At 40.1% G+C, this 15,196-nt stretch carries 13 protein-coding genes, 1 tRNA gene and 1 riboswitch; of the genes, 3 read left to right on the forward strand and 11 right to left on the reverse strand.

Annotated elements, in window-relative coordinates:
* The first annotated feature begins 12 nt into the window (after window positions 1-12).
* Genes NFR27_RS03855 through NFR27_RS03865 form a run of 3 tightly spaced genes read left to right on the forward strand, consistent with a single transcriptional unit; the run spans window position 13 to window position 2,321 of the window.
* Window positions 13-462: a hypothetical protein gene (locus NFR27_RS03855; protein WP_251439758.1), complete on the forward strand. Its 450-nt coding sequence runs from the start codon at window positions 13-15 to the stop codon at window positions 460-462.
* Window position 463: 1 nt separating this feature from the next.
* A complete protein-coding gene (locus NFR27_RS03860) occupies window positions 464-1,135 on the forward strand; it encodes an ABC transporter ATP-binding protein (RefSeq protein ID WP_251439756.1) in 672 nt (223 codons plus the stop codon).
* Window positions 1,125-2,321, forward strand: coding sequence for an ABC transporter permease (locus tag NFR27_RS03865; RefSeq protein ID WP_251454300.1), 1,197 nt, complete (start codon window positions 1,125-1,127; stop codon window positions 2,319-2,321). Before NFR27_RS03860 ends, NFR27_RS03865 begins: the two co-directional genes overlap by 11 nt.
* A gap of 154 nt (window positions 2,322-2,475) precedes the next feature.
* Here the strand turns inward: NFR27_RS03865 and NFR27_RS03870 are convergent, their stop codons facing one another.
* The 11 genes from NFR27_RS03870 to NFR27_RS03920 form a co-directional block, all read right to left on the reverse strand.
* Window positions 2,476-2,706, reverse strand: a complete 231-nt coding sequence (locus tag NFR27_RS03870) for a hypothetical protein (protein WP_251454302.1) — start codon at window positions 2,704-2,706, stop codon at window positions 2,476-2,478.
* Window positions 2,707-2,729: 23 nt separating this feature from the next.
* Window positions 2,730-2,984 (reverse strand): hypothetical protein, encoded by a 255-nt coding sequence (locus NFR27_RS03875; RefSeq protein ID WP_251454304.1) that lies wholly within the window; start codon window positions 2,982-2,984, stop codon window positions 2,730-2,732.
* 273 nt (window positions 2,985-3,257) lie between these two features.
* Window positions 3,258-3,434 carry a hypothetical protein gene (locus NFR27_RS03880; RefSeq protein WP_172460549.1) on the reverse strand — a complete coding sequence of 59 codons (177 nt, stop codon included), beginning with the start codon at window positions 3,432-3,434 and terminating at the stop codon, window positions 3,258-3,260.
* 222 nt (window positions 3,435-3,656) lie between these two features.
* Window positions 3,657-5,606, reverse strand: coding sequence for an ABC-F family ATP-binding cassette domain-containing protein (locus NFR27_RS03885; protein ID WP_251454307.1), 1,950 nt, complete (start codon window positions 5,604-5,606; stop codon window positions 3,657-3,659).
* Window positions 5,607-5,687: 81 nt separating this feature from the next.
* Entirely contained in the window at window positions 5,688-6,020 is a 333-nt protein-coding gene (locus tag NFR27_RS03890; protein ID WP_251439732.1) for a hypothetical protein, read from the reverse strand.
* Window positions 6,021-6,165: 145 nt separating this feature from the next.
* The gene (locus NFR27_RS03895; RefSeq protein ID WP_251454310.1) at window positions 6,166-7,272 is read right to left on the reverse strand and encodes an MGDG synthase family glycosyltransferase; all 1,107 of its coding nucleotides are present in this window, start codon (window positions 7,270-7,272) and stop codon (window positions 6,166-6,168) included.
* Window positions 7,273-7,444: 172 nt separating this feature from the next.
* Window positions 7,445-7,747: an HU family DNA-binding protein gene (locus tag NFR27_RS03900; RefSeq protein ID WP_115309959.1), complete on the reverse strand. Its 303-nt coding sequence runs from the start codon at window positions 7,745-7,747 to the stop codon at window positions 7,445-7,447.
* Between the two features lie 75 nt (window positions 7,748-7,822).
* On the reverse strand, window positions 7,823-9,004 hold the full coding sequence (gene mazG / locus NFR27_RS03905) for a nucleoside triphosphate pyrophosphohydrolase (protein ID WP_251454313.1): 1,182 nt from the start codon (window positions 9,002-9,004) through the stop codon (window positions 7,823-7,825).
* A gap of 9 nt (window positions 9,005-9,013) precedes the next feature.
* A complete protein-coding gene (locus tag NFR27_RS03910; RefSeq protein ID WP_251439725.1) occupies window positions 9,014-10,600 on the reverse strand; it encodes a putative polysaccharide biosynthesis protein in 1,587 nt (528 codons plus the stop codon).
* Window positions 10,601-10,610: 10 nt separating this feature from the next.
* Window positions 10,611-13,901 carry a transcription-repair coupling factor gene (gene mfd, locus NFR27_RS03915; RefSeq protein ID WP_420910578.1) on the reverse strand — a complete coding sequence of 1,097 codons (3,291 nt, stop codon included), beginning with the start codon at window positions 13,899-13,901 and terminating at the stop codon, window positions 10,611-10,613.
* A 201-nt stretch (window positions 13,902-14,102) separates the two neighbouring features.
* Window positions 14,103-14,187, reverse strand: a tRNA-Leu gene (locus NFR27_RS03920).
* Window positions 14,188-14,499: 312 nt separating this feature from the next.
* A riboswitch (cobalamin riboswitch) is annotated at window positions 14,500-14,672 on the reverse strand.
* Between the last annotated feature and the right edge of the window lie 524 nt (window positions 14,673-15,196).

Genomic DNA, 15,196 nt, shown 5'->3' on the forward strand with positions numbered 1-15,196 from the left:
GTGACTAGGAACATGATGCAATTAAAACAATGGTTGCGCCCACTTATACTCTGTTTCGCCTTACAACTTTTGACAATTTCGCTACCACAAACAGTGCTAGCAAATTGGCTTAGCTTTGGCGATATGTATGCAGGTGCTACTTCAGAAGGGCTTATCTTATCGGACAGCTTATTATCCCAAAATGGACAAACGGTAACTATGCAAGGTTATATGGCGCCACCGCTAAAACCAAGCATTAACTTCTTTGTTCTTACAGAAACGCCTATGTCCATATGCCCTTTCTGCTCTACTGATGCCGATTGGCCTAGTGACATTGTAGTCGTTTATCTGGATGATGCGGTAACAGCACTTCCTTATGATCAAGATATTACCGTAACCGGCCAACTCGATGTAGGCAGCTATGTAGATGGTGAAACAGGCTTCGTTAGCCTTGTTCGCATCTTAGGTGCTGAGGTAAATTAATATGATTCACATTGAAAGCTTAACCCATCAATTTCCTGATGGCGAAACCTCTGTGACAGCACTAGATTTACCTAATTTCTCCGCCACTACTGGCAGTCAATGGTGTATTACCGGTGTCAGTGGTAGCGGGAAATCTACCTTATTACAGTGCCTAGCCGGTCTCTTACAACCTACAACAGGTATACTTCAAGTTGAGGACATGTATCTTAATGAAGCGTCATCTAAAGAGCTTGATACTTGGCGTGGTAAAAAAGTAGGCTATATCTTTCAAGACTTCAATTTGCTCAACTTTTTAACAGTTGAAGACAATATCCTAAGCGGTGCTTTCTTTGCCAATCGGTTTACGCACAAAGAAATGGTGCAAGAAATGGAGCAACTCACTAATCTTATGGGCATTGCCCCTTTACGCCATAAAAAGCCTACCCAATTGAGCAAAGGTGAGCAACAACGTGTTGCTATTGCTAGAGCGCTTATCAAAAAGCCCAGCCTCCTCTTGGCTGATGAGCCTACAGCTAGCCTAGATGAAGCAAATAGTCGTCTTGTTATTGATTTATTGAAAGCCTATAGTGAAACACTACAAGCTACCCTACTTATTACGAGCCATGAAGAACCTGTCATTTCTCAATTTTCCAATCGACTTCACTTAACAAAGCGAGGTACCCATGATTCGTAAAATAGCCTGGCAACAACTTTGGTCCAAACCATTGACGACCACCCTACTTCTACTCGTCATGGCCTTAGCCGTTGCGTTAAGTGTATTAGTCGTTTCCTTAGGGAGCGGGCTTCAGCGGGGACTCATTGCTGCGACTGAACCCTTTACGCTCCTAGTAGCTTCCCCTGGCAGTAGTCAACAATTTGTATTAAATACCGTCTTTTTACAAGATAAACCCTTAGCTAATCTCCCCTATAGCGAAGTAGAGCAATTGCGTAATAAACCAAAATTAGTAAAACAAGCTATACCCCTAGCCTTTGGGGATAGTATCAAAGGCTATCGCCTTGTTGGTACTGAACCTGAAATTTTTACTATTCGTCCTAGTGCTAGTCAACCTGAATGGTTACGCCTAGCAGAAGGAAAGCCTTTTGCCGAACATTTTGAAGCCGTAATTGGACAAGATGTGGCTAAACATACAGGGCTTAAAGTAGGTGATACCTTCCACTCTACCCATGGCACATTAGCCAAAGGAAAAGCGCACGAGGATCATCCGTTCACAGTCGTAGGAATTCTAGCTGACACCAATGGCCCCTATAACCAAGCTGTACTCACGTCCATTGACAGTATTTGGGATTTACATGCCCATGGTCATGACCTTTCTACCAAAGGCGATGTGACTGCTATCATGGTCGAGCCAGTCGGCTATGGTCAGGCCTATACCTTAGCTAGCCTCTACACTAAACAAAAAGATGCGCAACTCGTATTTCCTGCGCAAGTTATCACGCAACTCTTTAATCTAATGGGACGTGGTGAAAAATTATGGCAGCCTATTGGCTATCTGCTAATTATACTAGCCATGCTAGTCGTATTAGTTACAGCCTATTTAGCAACTCTTAATCGTTTACGAGATTATGCAATTTTAAAAGCCCTAGGAGCTACGCAAAAACAACTGTATAGTATCTTAGGTCAACAAACGGTTTATATTATTAGTTTAGGCGCTATTATGGGATGGGGACTAGGCTTTGGAGCCTACCTTGGCATAGCTCATTGGCTCAATGCAAGTTCTGCCATTATCATGCCCCCTAGCATTTCCCTCGCCTCTCTTCAATTAACCCTATTATGTATCATCGTTGGTCTAGTGTTTGGCTTATTACCTATTCTCGCCTTTCATCGAAAGACTAAACACCTCCACGATGTTATGAATTAACCTCACAAAAAAAAGGATATACCTCGTGAGTCTAAGTAAAACGAACTTATGAATACATAAGTCGATGTCTTACTTATACCGCTTGGTATATCCTTTTTTGTTATATGCTATTTTTTATTACCTTAAACTTATCAAAATCAATATATTGCATATATTATTTAATAATGACTAAGGCACCACTATTTACTAGTTCAAACAACTTTGGAAGCGCCAATTCATCATATGTATTTGGCTCTTGTGTCATAGTAAAAACAACCTGCCGCTGATTGCGAATTAACGCTTCAAATAAGCGGTGTAAAGCGCGCTGAGATAATTCATCCGCTTCCCGTACTACATAATCAAATTCACTCACTAAAAGCATATCAATCTTAACAAAAGTTTCCATAAAATCAGCAACATAGCCATAGGTTACGCTGTCCGTATAAGCCTGTATAATTCTTGTCCATTTTTTTCTAAAATCACTAAATTGGGTTCAATCGTTAACGCTTCTCGTTTAACAATCTCTCCTACATGAGCCATACGATCTTCCGTGCCCACTACAACTAATGGATTATGTTCTTCAGCCCCTAAAGCGGCCGCTACTGTATCAAACGTATGACGCGCATCCGCTTTCACAATCGTATCTGTTCGTTTTAAAATATCGGTATTAATTGTATCTTTCATGTTAAAACTCCTCATAATATAAACTTTTAAGCCTTAAATTATCTAATAAGCCCCTGTAGCTTTCTATTTACCTATATTACTCATCATTGCCAATATACAAATGAGCATATTCCCATTATAACAGAAAAATCGGTAATCGAATACTTCGATTACCGATTTCCTTATACCTATCTACTCCATGATTAAACCATAAGTAGCTAAAGACCCTCTCCTCGCAGCTAATGATCTAACTCTGAGCAAACAATACTGGGCTTCTCCCCACTCCTCAATTAACTATTTCGCTTTAGATGCCAAAGCTGCCGCTTCAGTACGTTTACGAATTGCGTCAATTAAAGGTTTAACTTCTAAAAATTCTGCATCCGTTAATCGGAATGTACGACCTTTACGGTCAAATAATGATTTTTTGCGACCTGCGCCCGCGCGTTTGCCGCCCCACTTGTTACTTTTCATAACGTTCCTCCCTTGGGATATGCGTAACACTGCCATGCAAAAAAATAACTATTCTTCTCTGTTTATAGTATATACTATTCAAGCGCTAAATATCAATATTCTAATTCATGTATTCCCTAAAGTTTTACATATTTTTTACATTAAACGCCACTATAATTCAAATTCCTTTGATTTTCTACACGATTAACTCTATACACTAGTTAAATCAAGGACTTTATTACTTTATCGCTCTGCCAGTTCAAGCCAGCGCATTGTTTTTAACTCTAATTCTTCCGCCACTTTGGCTCGTTCTGCCATAGTCTGTTCCATCGCTTCATAATCCCCACCAGCTTGGTTCAACATAGCATCATAGGCCTTTAATAAGCCTTCTAATTCAGCTACTTTCAACTCCAATTCCTCCAACTCAGACTGCTCAGCTTTGGTAAGAGGCTTAACTTCCTTATTAGCAGCTAACTCCTTCAAATTACTTCCCTTATCACCAATGTTTGCCGCCTCTACGTCATCTAAAATAGTTGTGCCTGACCCCTTTGAACTATTTTGCGGCTTAGTTGATTTACTTAACCCATGTGATTTAACATCTTCCGCTGACGCCTCTTCCGCCTCTACTAATTCTCGATATTCAGAATAAGCACCATGAATAATATCTATTTGCCCGTCCCCTTTAAAGACAAATAACTTATCTACTACACGATCTAAGAAATACCGATCATGGCATACTGTAATCACTACACCACTAAAAGAATCTAAAAACTCTTCCAACACTTCTAAGGTAGGAATATCCAAATCATTAGTCGGCTCATCTAATAACAATACATTAGGCGCACTCATGAGCAATTTTAGTAAATATAATCGTCTTTTTTCACCACCAGATAGCTTGCGAATGGGAACACCGTGAAGTTCTGGGGTAAATAAGAACCTCTCTAGTATTTGTCCAGCGCTTAAGGTGCTACCATCAGCTAATACCATGTAGCGATGATCCTCACGAATATAATCTAAGACCCGTTGATCTTCATCAAAAGGTGGTAACTCCTGTGTAAAATGCGCAGTTCGCACCGTTTCACCACGCCCTACAGTCCCAGATAAAGGTTCATATGTCCCATCTAACAAACGCATGAATGTGGATTTACCAATCCCATTAGGTCCTACAATACCAATACGATCATGACGAACAACATGATAGGTAAAATCTTTTACTAAGGTCTTCTCTCCTAAATCAAAAGATAAATGCTCTATATCAAAAATTGTTTTCCCCAAACGACTCTTTAAGGCAATCGGATCTAATGTATCAGCACGGCGTGCCACATCTTGGGCTTTGAGAGTTTCATAACGCTGCAAACGAGCCTTTTGCTTCGTTGAACGAGCTTGAGCGCCACGACGCACCCATGCTAACTCCCGTTTTAAAAATTGCCGACGCTTTTCAGCCGTAGCTGCTTCACGTTCTTCTCGCTCTGCCTTTAATGTAAGAAAGGTTTCATAGGTACCTTCATAACTATAAAAATGTCGGTCAGATAACTCTAATATTTCATCGCTTAAAGCATCTAAAAAATAGCGGTCATGGGTACTGATTACTAGCCCACCCTTACGGGCTAATAAATATTTTTCAAGCCATTCAATGCTGGCTTCATCAAGGTGGTTAGTCGGTTCATCGAGAAGTAAAAGATCACTAGGATATAATAAAGCCTGTCCCAACGCTAACCGACGTCGTTGTCCCCCTGATAAATGTTTCACTGGCTTAGTTAAATCTTCAAACCCTAATTTAGTAAGAATCGTACGTGCTTGTTGCTCAACTTGCCAGCCCCCTTCTGCATCCATACGCCCCAATAGGCGCAAGTGTTCAGCGCTACCTGGCGCTTGTTGATCCACACGCTCATATTCACGAACTAAACTCAACACAGGATGATGAGCTAAAAATATATTTTCTAACAAGGACGCTTCTTCATCAAATTCAGGAGCTTGTGATAAATAATAAATAGACGCCTTGCCATTTCTCAAAATAGTACCTTTTTCAGGTTCTATTAGGCCTGCCAAAAGACGCATAAAGGTAGATTTGCCCGTACCATTTACACCAATAAGACCAATTCGTTTTGTATCCGTAAAAGTCATGCTGGCGCCTTCAAATAAGCGGCGGGTACCATATGATTGACTTACATCTTGTAAGGTTAATACATTCATAAATTAATATTTCCTTTCAAAAAGAGCTGTCCAGCAAAGTTAGCTACAGAATGTAAGCACTTTGTGGATAGCTCTTTTTCATTAGTCTAGGCTATCGTCATAACGAGCCATATTTTCTTGTCGAATATCTTTCAAATTAGAAAGTAATTCATCCGTATCTTCTACGCGAGTAAATAATTCACCAAAGTATTCAGAATCTTCTACTGTCACACTCCACTGAAACGAATCATTTTCATCATAGAGAGTAAAGATAATTGGTTCTTCCATAGAAGTAGGTACATTCCCATCTTCATCGGTAATGGTCGCATAAGCACCATCATCATTGACCTGATAGAATAAAGTCTCACGGTCATCAATTTCCACCAATTCAAATCCTAAATTCTCATAAAACGATTCCAGCGCGTCGCCGTCCATACGAATCCTCCTTTAATACATAACCCCGAATCCCCTTTTGGGTGTTGAGTACATTGTACAAAAATTTCTAGCTCTTAGCAAGAGACTTTTATAAGACTCCCCTTGCAAACTATGCATACTATCCCTATTCACTACTAAATAAATATTAACGCCCTAATAGCTTTTTAGTGGCCGACACAATATTAGCGGCCCCATCAATTTGCCACGTCAATTCTTGTGCTGACATTTGTTCAAGTCGTTCCGGGTTATTTAAAAGTACCGTTACCACATCATCTAGATTGTGAATATCACGAGCCCAACGTGCATAACCTTGCTGTTCAAAGAATGTAGCATTTCCTTCTTCTTGTCCTGGAATCGCACTGAAAAACACCATAGGTACGCCAACAGTCACACCTTCCATACAAGTTAATCCCCCTGGCTTTGTTACCAATAAGGTGGCTTCTTGCATAAGTTTGGCCACTTCTAAAGTATATCCATATACCGTAGTCGGTGTACGCATAGAATGACTCATAGCCACTAAGCCTTCATAAAGATCAGCATTACGTCCAGTAATTACAATGAGCTCATCAATCCCCGATACCTCATCTAACCGCTGTAATGCCGTTTCTAAGCAACCTAAGCCAAGGCCGCCCCCCATTATTAATACCTTCACTGGATAGGAAGGCTTATATTTAGTTAAACGATGCTCAAAGAAACTTCGGCGCACCGGAATGCCTGTAATTGTAATTTTATGTGCTGCAATACCCGCTTCACATAATTCATTAACCATGCCCGAAGTACCCACATGATACGCATCGATTTGATTATATACCCAAAACTGATGTACCTGAAAATCTGTAATTACCGCAACTAAGGGGACATTGATTAAATTTTGTCGTTTTAAAATACACGCAGCGCCACAAGGAAATGGATGCGTGAAAATAACTACATCTGGTCGTTCTCGATTGATGAGTTTTAACATACGACGCTTTAACATCCAAGCCAAAGCAGTCTGTACGGCACTCCCTTTCTTATCTCCTTGTGATAGACGATAAATAACATCATATAACATAGGAAATACGTCAATCATTTTTATATATGTTTCTTTTAATAAATTATCAAACGAAAAGCTATTTGTATCTAAAAAGTCTACATGGGTAATAATAGCATCTGGGTTTTTGGCTGCCCAATACTCTTCAATCGCCCGTGCCGCTTGTGTATGCCCCGTGCCAATAGAAGCCGATACAATGAGTATACGTTCCTTCTTGCTCATGATTGTCTCCTTCCCTGTCGTCTTATTATATCACATTTTACAATCTAACAAGCAGGAACACTTCGTATTTTTGCATAGAAAAAGAGACCCTCTGCAAGCCTGATAGCGACGGCCGTAGCCGTCTATACCATCAAAGGCACACAGTGCGGTCTCTTTTGAGTTCCTAACAAAATTATTTTTTGCGAGGTTTAACTTTAGTTGTAACATTAACTAATTCTTTTAACTGTTTACCAGCTTTGAATGCAGGGGATTTGGAAGCTGCAATCGTAATAGCTTTACCAGTTTGTGGGTTGCGGCCTTCACGAGCGGAACGTTCGCGAACTTCAAAAGTACCGAAACCAATTACTTGAACTTTTTCGCCTTTTGCCAATTCTTCAGCTACTGTGTCGAACACAGCTTTAACTGCTTTTTCAGCATCCTTTTTAGTTAATTCGGCTTTCTGAGCAACGCTTGCGATTAATTCTGTTTTATTCATGACAGAACCTCCTTAAAAAATAGAATGTATCCATTCATCAATAATGACTTGTAAGAGTATATCACGCTTTGCCAATCATTTCAATGAATGCTTTTGTTCAGACACCTTAGCCGAGTCCCAAAATGAGTCCAATTCATCAAGTGAAAACTCCTCCCATGATCGTCCGCTGTCTTTAACACAACGCTCCACATAAGAAAAACGACGACGGAACTTATTATTGGTGCGGTTTAGTGCATTTTCACCGCCTATTTTATACCATCTTAGAAGATTAATCAAGGAAAAAAGCACGTCTCCCCCCTCTAATTCTGCATTTTCATAATCACCGAGGGCTACGGCTTCCTTAAATTCAGCAATTTCTTCCTCAAATTTTGCCCAAACAGGAGGCTCAGAATCCCAGTCAAAACCTACCTTCGCAGCCTTTTCTTGTAATTTTTGAGCCCCTAATAGAGCAGGTAATCCTTTCGATACACCAGCCAATAAATTTTTTTTACGATGACCTGGCTCTTGAGCCTTCAAAGCCTCCCAATTTAGCTGAGTAGTACCTATCTCTTCCACATTTGCTTGATTAAATACATGAGGATGGCGACGAATCATTTTTGCGCTAATGTCATCAATTACATCTTGTACCGTAAATAAGCCCTGCTCTTCCGCCAAACGAGCATGAAATACAATTTGTAATAATACATCGCCCAATTCTTCTCGTAAATTTGCCATATCTTGATTATCAATCGCTTCTAACACTTCATAGACTTCTTCTAATAAATACCGTCGTAAAGTACTATGGGTTTGTAAGCGATCCCATGGGCAACCATTAGGTGCTCGTAATGCAGCCACAACCTCCACGAGCGGATTCAAATCAAACGAGGAAGTCGCCACTCCATCAGATTGCGATTGGGAACGCTGTAATGGCTTAATAAATAACCACTGAACAATATTATCTAATGAGGCTTCTTGGTCCATAATATATGTTTTGCCAATTGTTACTAATTGACCAAGTGTTACCTCTTTTGGTCCTACTAATTGCTCTGTTTCAGTAATACCCGTTAATAAAAAGGTCGTCGACTCCTCAAATCGCCCCGTTAAAGCTTCTAAAATGCGTTCTAAGGCCGTTTTATCTCCCTTCACATCTGTTACTACTAAAACGCCAGTTAAATCGAAAGGAACATAATCTATTTGAGCTGTAGAAATAGTAAATACCCCACAAGTCTCATCGAGCTGTAAATCCGATATAACTCGGCTAACTACTGTTAATGACATAGGTCCTCCTTACTCACTTTTTGCGGCTCTTCTTTGTTGTAACCGCTTGCCAATAAACGGCATGGCACACCATTCTTCCTCTTTAACTGCCTTACTAATAATTAAACCAGCACCATATACAACAACAGCCACTATAATCGCCCCAATAACCGCTAAATTACCGCCTATTAGCGAACTTAAAAAGGCGTAGGTAATAACAGTAGCACCACCCATAGCAAAGGCGGCAAAAGAGATTTTACCAAGTTCTAGCCATGGCACCTGATATTGGATGTATTTACGCACAAAAATCATATTTAATAAGGCGGCTAAGCCAAAATCTATATTTGTAGACCAAGCGGCCCCATTAATGCCCCATTCTGGTAAAGCTGTTAAATACCAGCTAAGAGGAATTTTGATAAGGGTACTAAAAAATAAATTAATCATAGGAATGGCCGTATGACCTAACCCTTGCAAAATGCCCGTACTAACTTGTTGTACCCCTAGCAAGAAAATACTCAAGCTCATTACGGCTATGGGACCACCTGCATGAGGTGTTGCATATAATAGTTCTGAAATAGGTGTAGCTAATACACAAAGACCTACAAATGCCGGCACTGTAATAAGAGTTGTTATTTTTAATGCCACATGACTTCGATTTTGAATCTCTAGCATATCTCGTTTAGTATAGGCTTCTGATATAGCTGGTACTAAACTGGCGGCTAAGGAAGTTGTCAAAATAATTGGCAAATTCACTAAAGATGTCGCCATCCCAGTTAAATACCCAAATAGAGTAGTCGCTTCTCTCATAGAATAACCTGCATCAATCAAGCGCTGTGGCACGACCCCTAAATCAATCCCCGATACGATAGGCATCATAATATTAGCCATAGACACAGGAATAGCCAAGACTAATAACCGTTTCATAATCTGCGAAGACGATTCAATCACTATATCAGGGGACTGCTTAGCTCTTAATTCAGCACGTAACCGACGTTGTCGATGGTAAAAATATAACAACACCAGTACGCCACCAACCACACCAGGAAAGGTTGCTAAGGTCGCGCCTGCCGCTGCCATAGGCAATCCATACGGTAATAAAAACAAAGCAAAGCCTACCATACAGGCAACCCGTAGAGACTGTTCCATCACTTGGGAAGCGCCCGTAGGTAACATATCTTGAAACCCTTGGAAATAGCCGCGCAGGCAACTTAAAATAGTGACGACAATAATAGCTGGCGCCAAAGCCATAAGCGCATAGCTACTCCGTGGATCAGTGAGCCACTCGGACTCTACGAGCCAAGGTACGGCTAAAAATAAAGCAATACTAAAAAAGGCACCTAAACCAAAGAGAACTGTAGCGGACACTCTAAATATTTTAGAGGCCCCTCGAATATCTTGATGAGCTAATTTATCAGCAATCATAATTGAAATAGCAACGGGCAAGCCTGCTGTGGCTAAGCTAACAATAATCTGATAAATCGGATAGGCCATTTGGTATAAGCCAATTCCTTCGCCACCTAAAATACGAGCTAATAATACTTTACTGAAGGCCCCAATAATTTTCACAATAATACCGGCTAAGGTAAGAATCATGGCTCCTTTTAAAAATCGATTCATTGGTTCCTCCTTATGTATCTGCTACTAATAAACTGGGGTCCCTCTTTTCCAGTTCCCCTAACAATCCTTCGGTCCGCCCCATTACATCAGCCTCACGTTCCAAAGTATACCGAAGCACATCATTTTTCATCTTCACATGTTGCCAAACCGCTGTACTTGGTAAGCCTGGATGCCAACCTGCCATACGCGAAATATCACCCCAATGGATGGTAATCATATTCTCTCGTACAATTAGACTTTTAATCCCTAATACACGCGCTCGTTCTTTAATGCGAGCTAATTTCAACAATCGTTCCACCGGTGCCGTAGGCGTGCCAAAACGGTCAATTAACTCGTCCGTAAATTCATCAAAGTCTTCTAATTTACGTATCTGTAATAAACGCTGATAAATTGTAATTTTACGAGCTGTATCATTAATGTATGCATCATCAATAAAAGCATCAATCCCTAAATCGATTGTCGGATCTATTTCTATCGTCTTTGTTACTGTCTTATGCTGAGCTTTAGCGATAGCTTCTTCTAGCATGAAACAATATAAAGCAAAGCCAACGGAAGCAATATTGCCATGCTGTTGAGAACCTAATAAATTGCCGGCACCACGAATTTCAAGATCGCGCATAGCTAACTTAAAGCCAGCCCCTAATTCAGTAAATTCTTCAATTGCCTTTAAACGCTTTTCCGCTGTTTCACTGAGCATTTTATCAGGACGATATAAGAAATACGCATATGCTCTACGCCGTGAACGGCCTACTCGACCGCGCATCTGATATAGTTGCGATAAGCCAAGTCGATCTGCATCATAGACGATTATCGTATTTGCGTTTGGAATATCTAGCCCTGTCTCAATAATACTAGTACAAAGTAATAAATCATAATGGCCTTCATAGAAATCCACCATAATCGCTTCCATCTCACTGCCAGCCATTTGACCATGGGCAATAGCAAAGCGAAGTTCTGGCATAGCTGCTTCTAAAAATTCGCCCATATGATCAATGGAAGCTACTCGATTATATACAAAATATACTTGACCACCACGCTGAATTTCACGTCGAATGGCTTCAGTAATCAACTTCATATCATATTCCACCACATAGGTTTGCACAGGCAAGCGATCTTCTGGTGGAGTATTAATAACACTCATTTCTCGAACCCCAACTAAAGACATATGCAAGGTGCGAGGGATTGGCGTAGCGCTCAATGTTAATACATCAATATTTTGTGCCCAACTCTTCCATTTTTCTTTCTGGGCTACACCAAAGCGTTGTTCTTCATCAACAACTAGTAAGCCTAAATCTTTAAATGTAACCTTTTTATTTAATAAGGCATGCGTACCAATCAGTACATCCACATCTTTACTGGCTACTCGTTTTATAATATCTCTTTTTTCAGCTGCTGAACGGAAACGATTTAATACTTCAACTTGTACCCCAAATGCTCCTAAACGGTCTGTAAAAGTCTGGAAATGCTGTTGCGCCAACACAGTAGTAGGTACTAACACGGCCACTTGTTTACCACTTTTAACGGCTTTAAAAATAGCCCGCATAGCCACTTCAGTCTTACCAAAACCTACATCGCCACAAAGTAAACGGTCCATAGGATGTGGTTGCTCCATAGAGGTTTTAATTTCTTTACTAGCTTGTAACTGATCTTCTGTTTCTTCATAGGGAAAAGCTTCTTCAAACTCAGCTTGAAAGGTATCATCTGGCTCAAAAGCAAAGCCATCAACGATTTCACGTTGGGCGTACAGTTCAACTAATTTTTCAGCTAAATCATCAATAGATTTTTGTGCCTTTTGACGAACTTTTCCCCATTCACGACCACCCATTTTATGAATCTTAGGCACATCGCCCTCGTTGCCAATATACTTTTGTAACTGGTCTAAATTATCAGCCGGTAAAAATAGTTTGTCCGTGCCAGCATAGGCAATCTCAATGTAATCCTTATGAATACCTTCCGTTTCAATTGTTTTTAACCCAATATACTTACCAATCCCATGAAGTGCATGTACCACATAGTCACCAGGTGTTAAATCAGTAAAGTAAGTAATTTCTTGGCCTTTAGGTACTTTTTTGCGTAATTTGCGCTTCTGCTGCCCCAAAATATTACCTTCTGTAACTACTACTAAATTACATAAAGGTAATTCAAAACCTTCCGATAAAAGCCCGCTCACAATTAACACAGACGATCCTGTATAAGTTACTGCATCACCATGCTCATAGGAAATGTTTTCCTCCCGTAAAGCTCGTTCTAAGCCTTCTCTACGTTGCAAATTATTCATGACTAACGCCACTTGACGGCCCTGAGACAGCCATACTTGGATTTCATCTATCAATAATGGCATTTGTCGTTCAAAAGACATCATAGATTTGCTTTGTAAGCCAATTGTATCAAAACCTGGCAGTCCACTAATTCGTTGCTGTAAAAAATTAAAAGCCACTTCACAGCTACATTGATTCGTCTGCATAAATTCGGACCAAGTAAAATGGGCCTGACGATGCGTAGCATCTTCTTTTAAAAAGCCCTTTAAGGCATCTTGCAAACGATTTGGTTCATCATAAATTAGCAATGCCCCTTTACCATAACTTAGTAGAGATGCTTCTTCAGAAGAATTTGCTAAATGAAAAGGCATAACTGTCATACCTGTTACAGTTTCAATGGAGCGCTGCGTATCAATAGCAAAGGTACGAATTGTATCTATTTCATCATCAAAAAACTCAATACGATATGGATTGTCACTATTTACTGGAAAAATATCAATAATATCACCGCGAACGCTAAAATGACCACGTTGTTCCACCTGGTCTGTTCGCTCATAGCCTAAAGCCACTAATTTATCTAGTAACGCCATGCGCTCTACAATATCATTGGCCTGTAGTCGTATTACATGTTCTTTTAATTCTTCAGGTGTTAATAGTCGCTGCGTAGCTTCGTCAATCGTCGCCAAAACAACAACAGGTTCCTCGTGGAGCAAAGCACCTAAAGCCCTCATCTGCAAGCCTTGATTTTCTAAACTACGAGCCGCTGTAACAAAGGTTACTTTTTCTGTAATAGGAAAAGGCATAACTTCAACCTTTGGCAAGAAAAACGCTAAATCACGCTCCCATTGCTCCTTATGAGCCCTATCATGGACCAATATAATTGTAGGTCGTACCTGCTGATTAGTCGCCATAGCAGTGCTATATATAAAGGACTTTTGTGAGCTCCCTAAGCCTGAAATGACATGCTTACCAGTTCCTATTAGCATTTGCTCTGCTTCTTTATAGGCGGGATATTTATATAATAATTCTTGTAAAGCTGTCATGAACATCCCTCCATTGCTAACTCATCCTATATAACTTATCCTACATCTTATAATTTATTATCTAATAAATTTTCTTATTTTATCAAACGACAAAACGGGCTTTAGCAATGCCAAAGCCCTTTTTAATTCTTTACTTATAGTATCATACCACACTTAAATGTGCAATAAAAAAGAGCCCCTAAGGACTCATAGTGACTTAACTGGTGCGGGAGAAGGGACTTGAACCCCCACGCCCGAAGGCGCCAGATCCTAAGTCTGGTGCGTCTGCCAATTCCGCCACTCCCGCAACACAGTTATATTACCACATAACCAAGTGCATCGTCAATATATTTTTTTAATTTTATTAACAAAATTAAAAACCAAAAACGCTAAGAATACCCATCACAGTATCTTAGCGTTTCAGGTTAGGAGATGATGAAAATGTACGCCCATACATTATCATGACAATATATTAACACTTACGTGATAATACCAATGTAAAACCATGAGCTGTATAGGTTTCATCATATGCACGGTTAGAATTAAGCCAATAAAAAAGCCTTTTCCGACACATGCGAAAAAGGATCTATAATTCTCCTCCCTATCGCTCGTAGGTCAAATGGTGAATGATGAATAGGCAGTTCTCCTGACTTAGCTTCACCGCTCCTCTCGCCTTCCCAGTCTTACCCAGTGACTTAATGAGATTCGCTCAGCTTTACAGTGGCGGGACCGTGTCGGATTTACACCGACTTCTCTATTATGCATGTCTGCACCTATTCCCAACTATGTATTTTATTGATTGTTTACTTTCTACATACGTATAGTAACATGATTTCTATAGATTGTCAATATGAATGAAAATATGTAGTCTAATGCTTAGAAATACTCTTACTATGTTAGTTAAAACTGATATATATGTATCCTTTTCGACTCCCTATCATGCTACGCTTCGTTTCACTTGCTTCACAAGAAAGTGATGCAATACAATTTGCGCGTCGCACTTAGTACATATTAAATACGTCCGTTCGGATGCTGTGGATTTCTCGAAGAGAAATCTTACGCCCCGAACTATGCGATTCGCAATAATTTATGCGTCGCTTTGCTCCTATAAATTATGCTCTCTGCATACCAGGACCGCTTCTATTATGCCACTACCTATTGAGATACTTCTACTAACATCCCTTCTTGGAAGCGCCCAGACAGATTGTTACTCATTAGATTAACAAAAATAAGAGGCCTTGTCTTTCGACACGACCTCTTATTTTCATTAATCAGCGACTACCTATCCTCCCAGGCCGCTTCCAGCCAAGTACTTT

The organism is Veillonella intestinalis (assembly GCF_943192895.1).
In the GTDB taxonomy this organism is placed as follows: domain Bacteria; phylum Bacillota; class Negativicutes; order Veillonellales; family Veillonellaceae; genus Veillonella_A; species Veillonella_A intestinalis.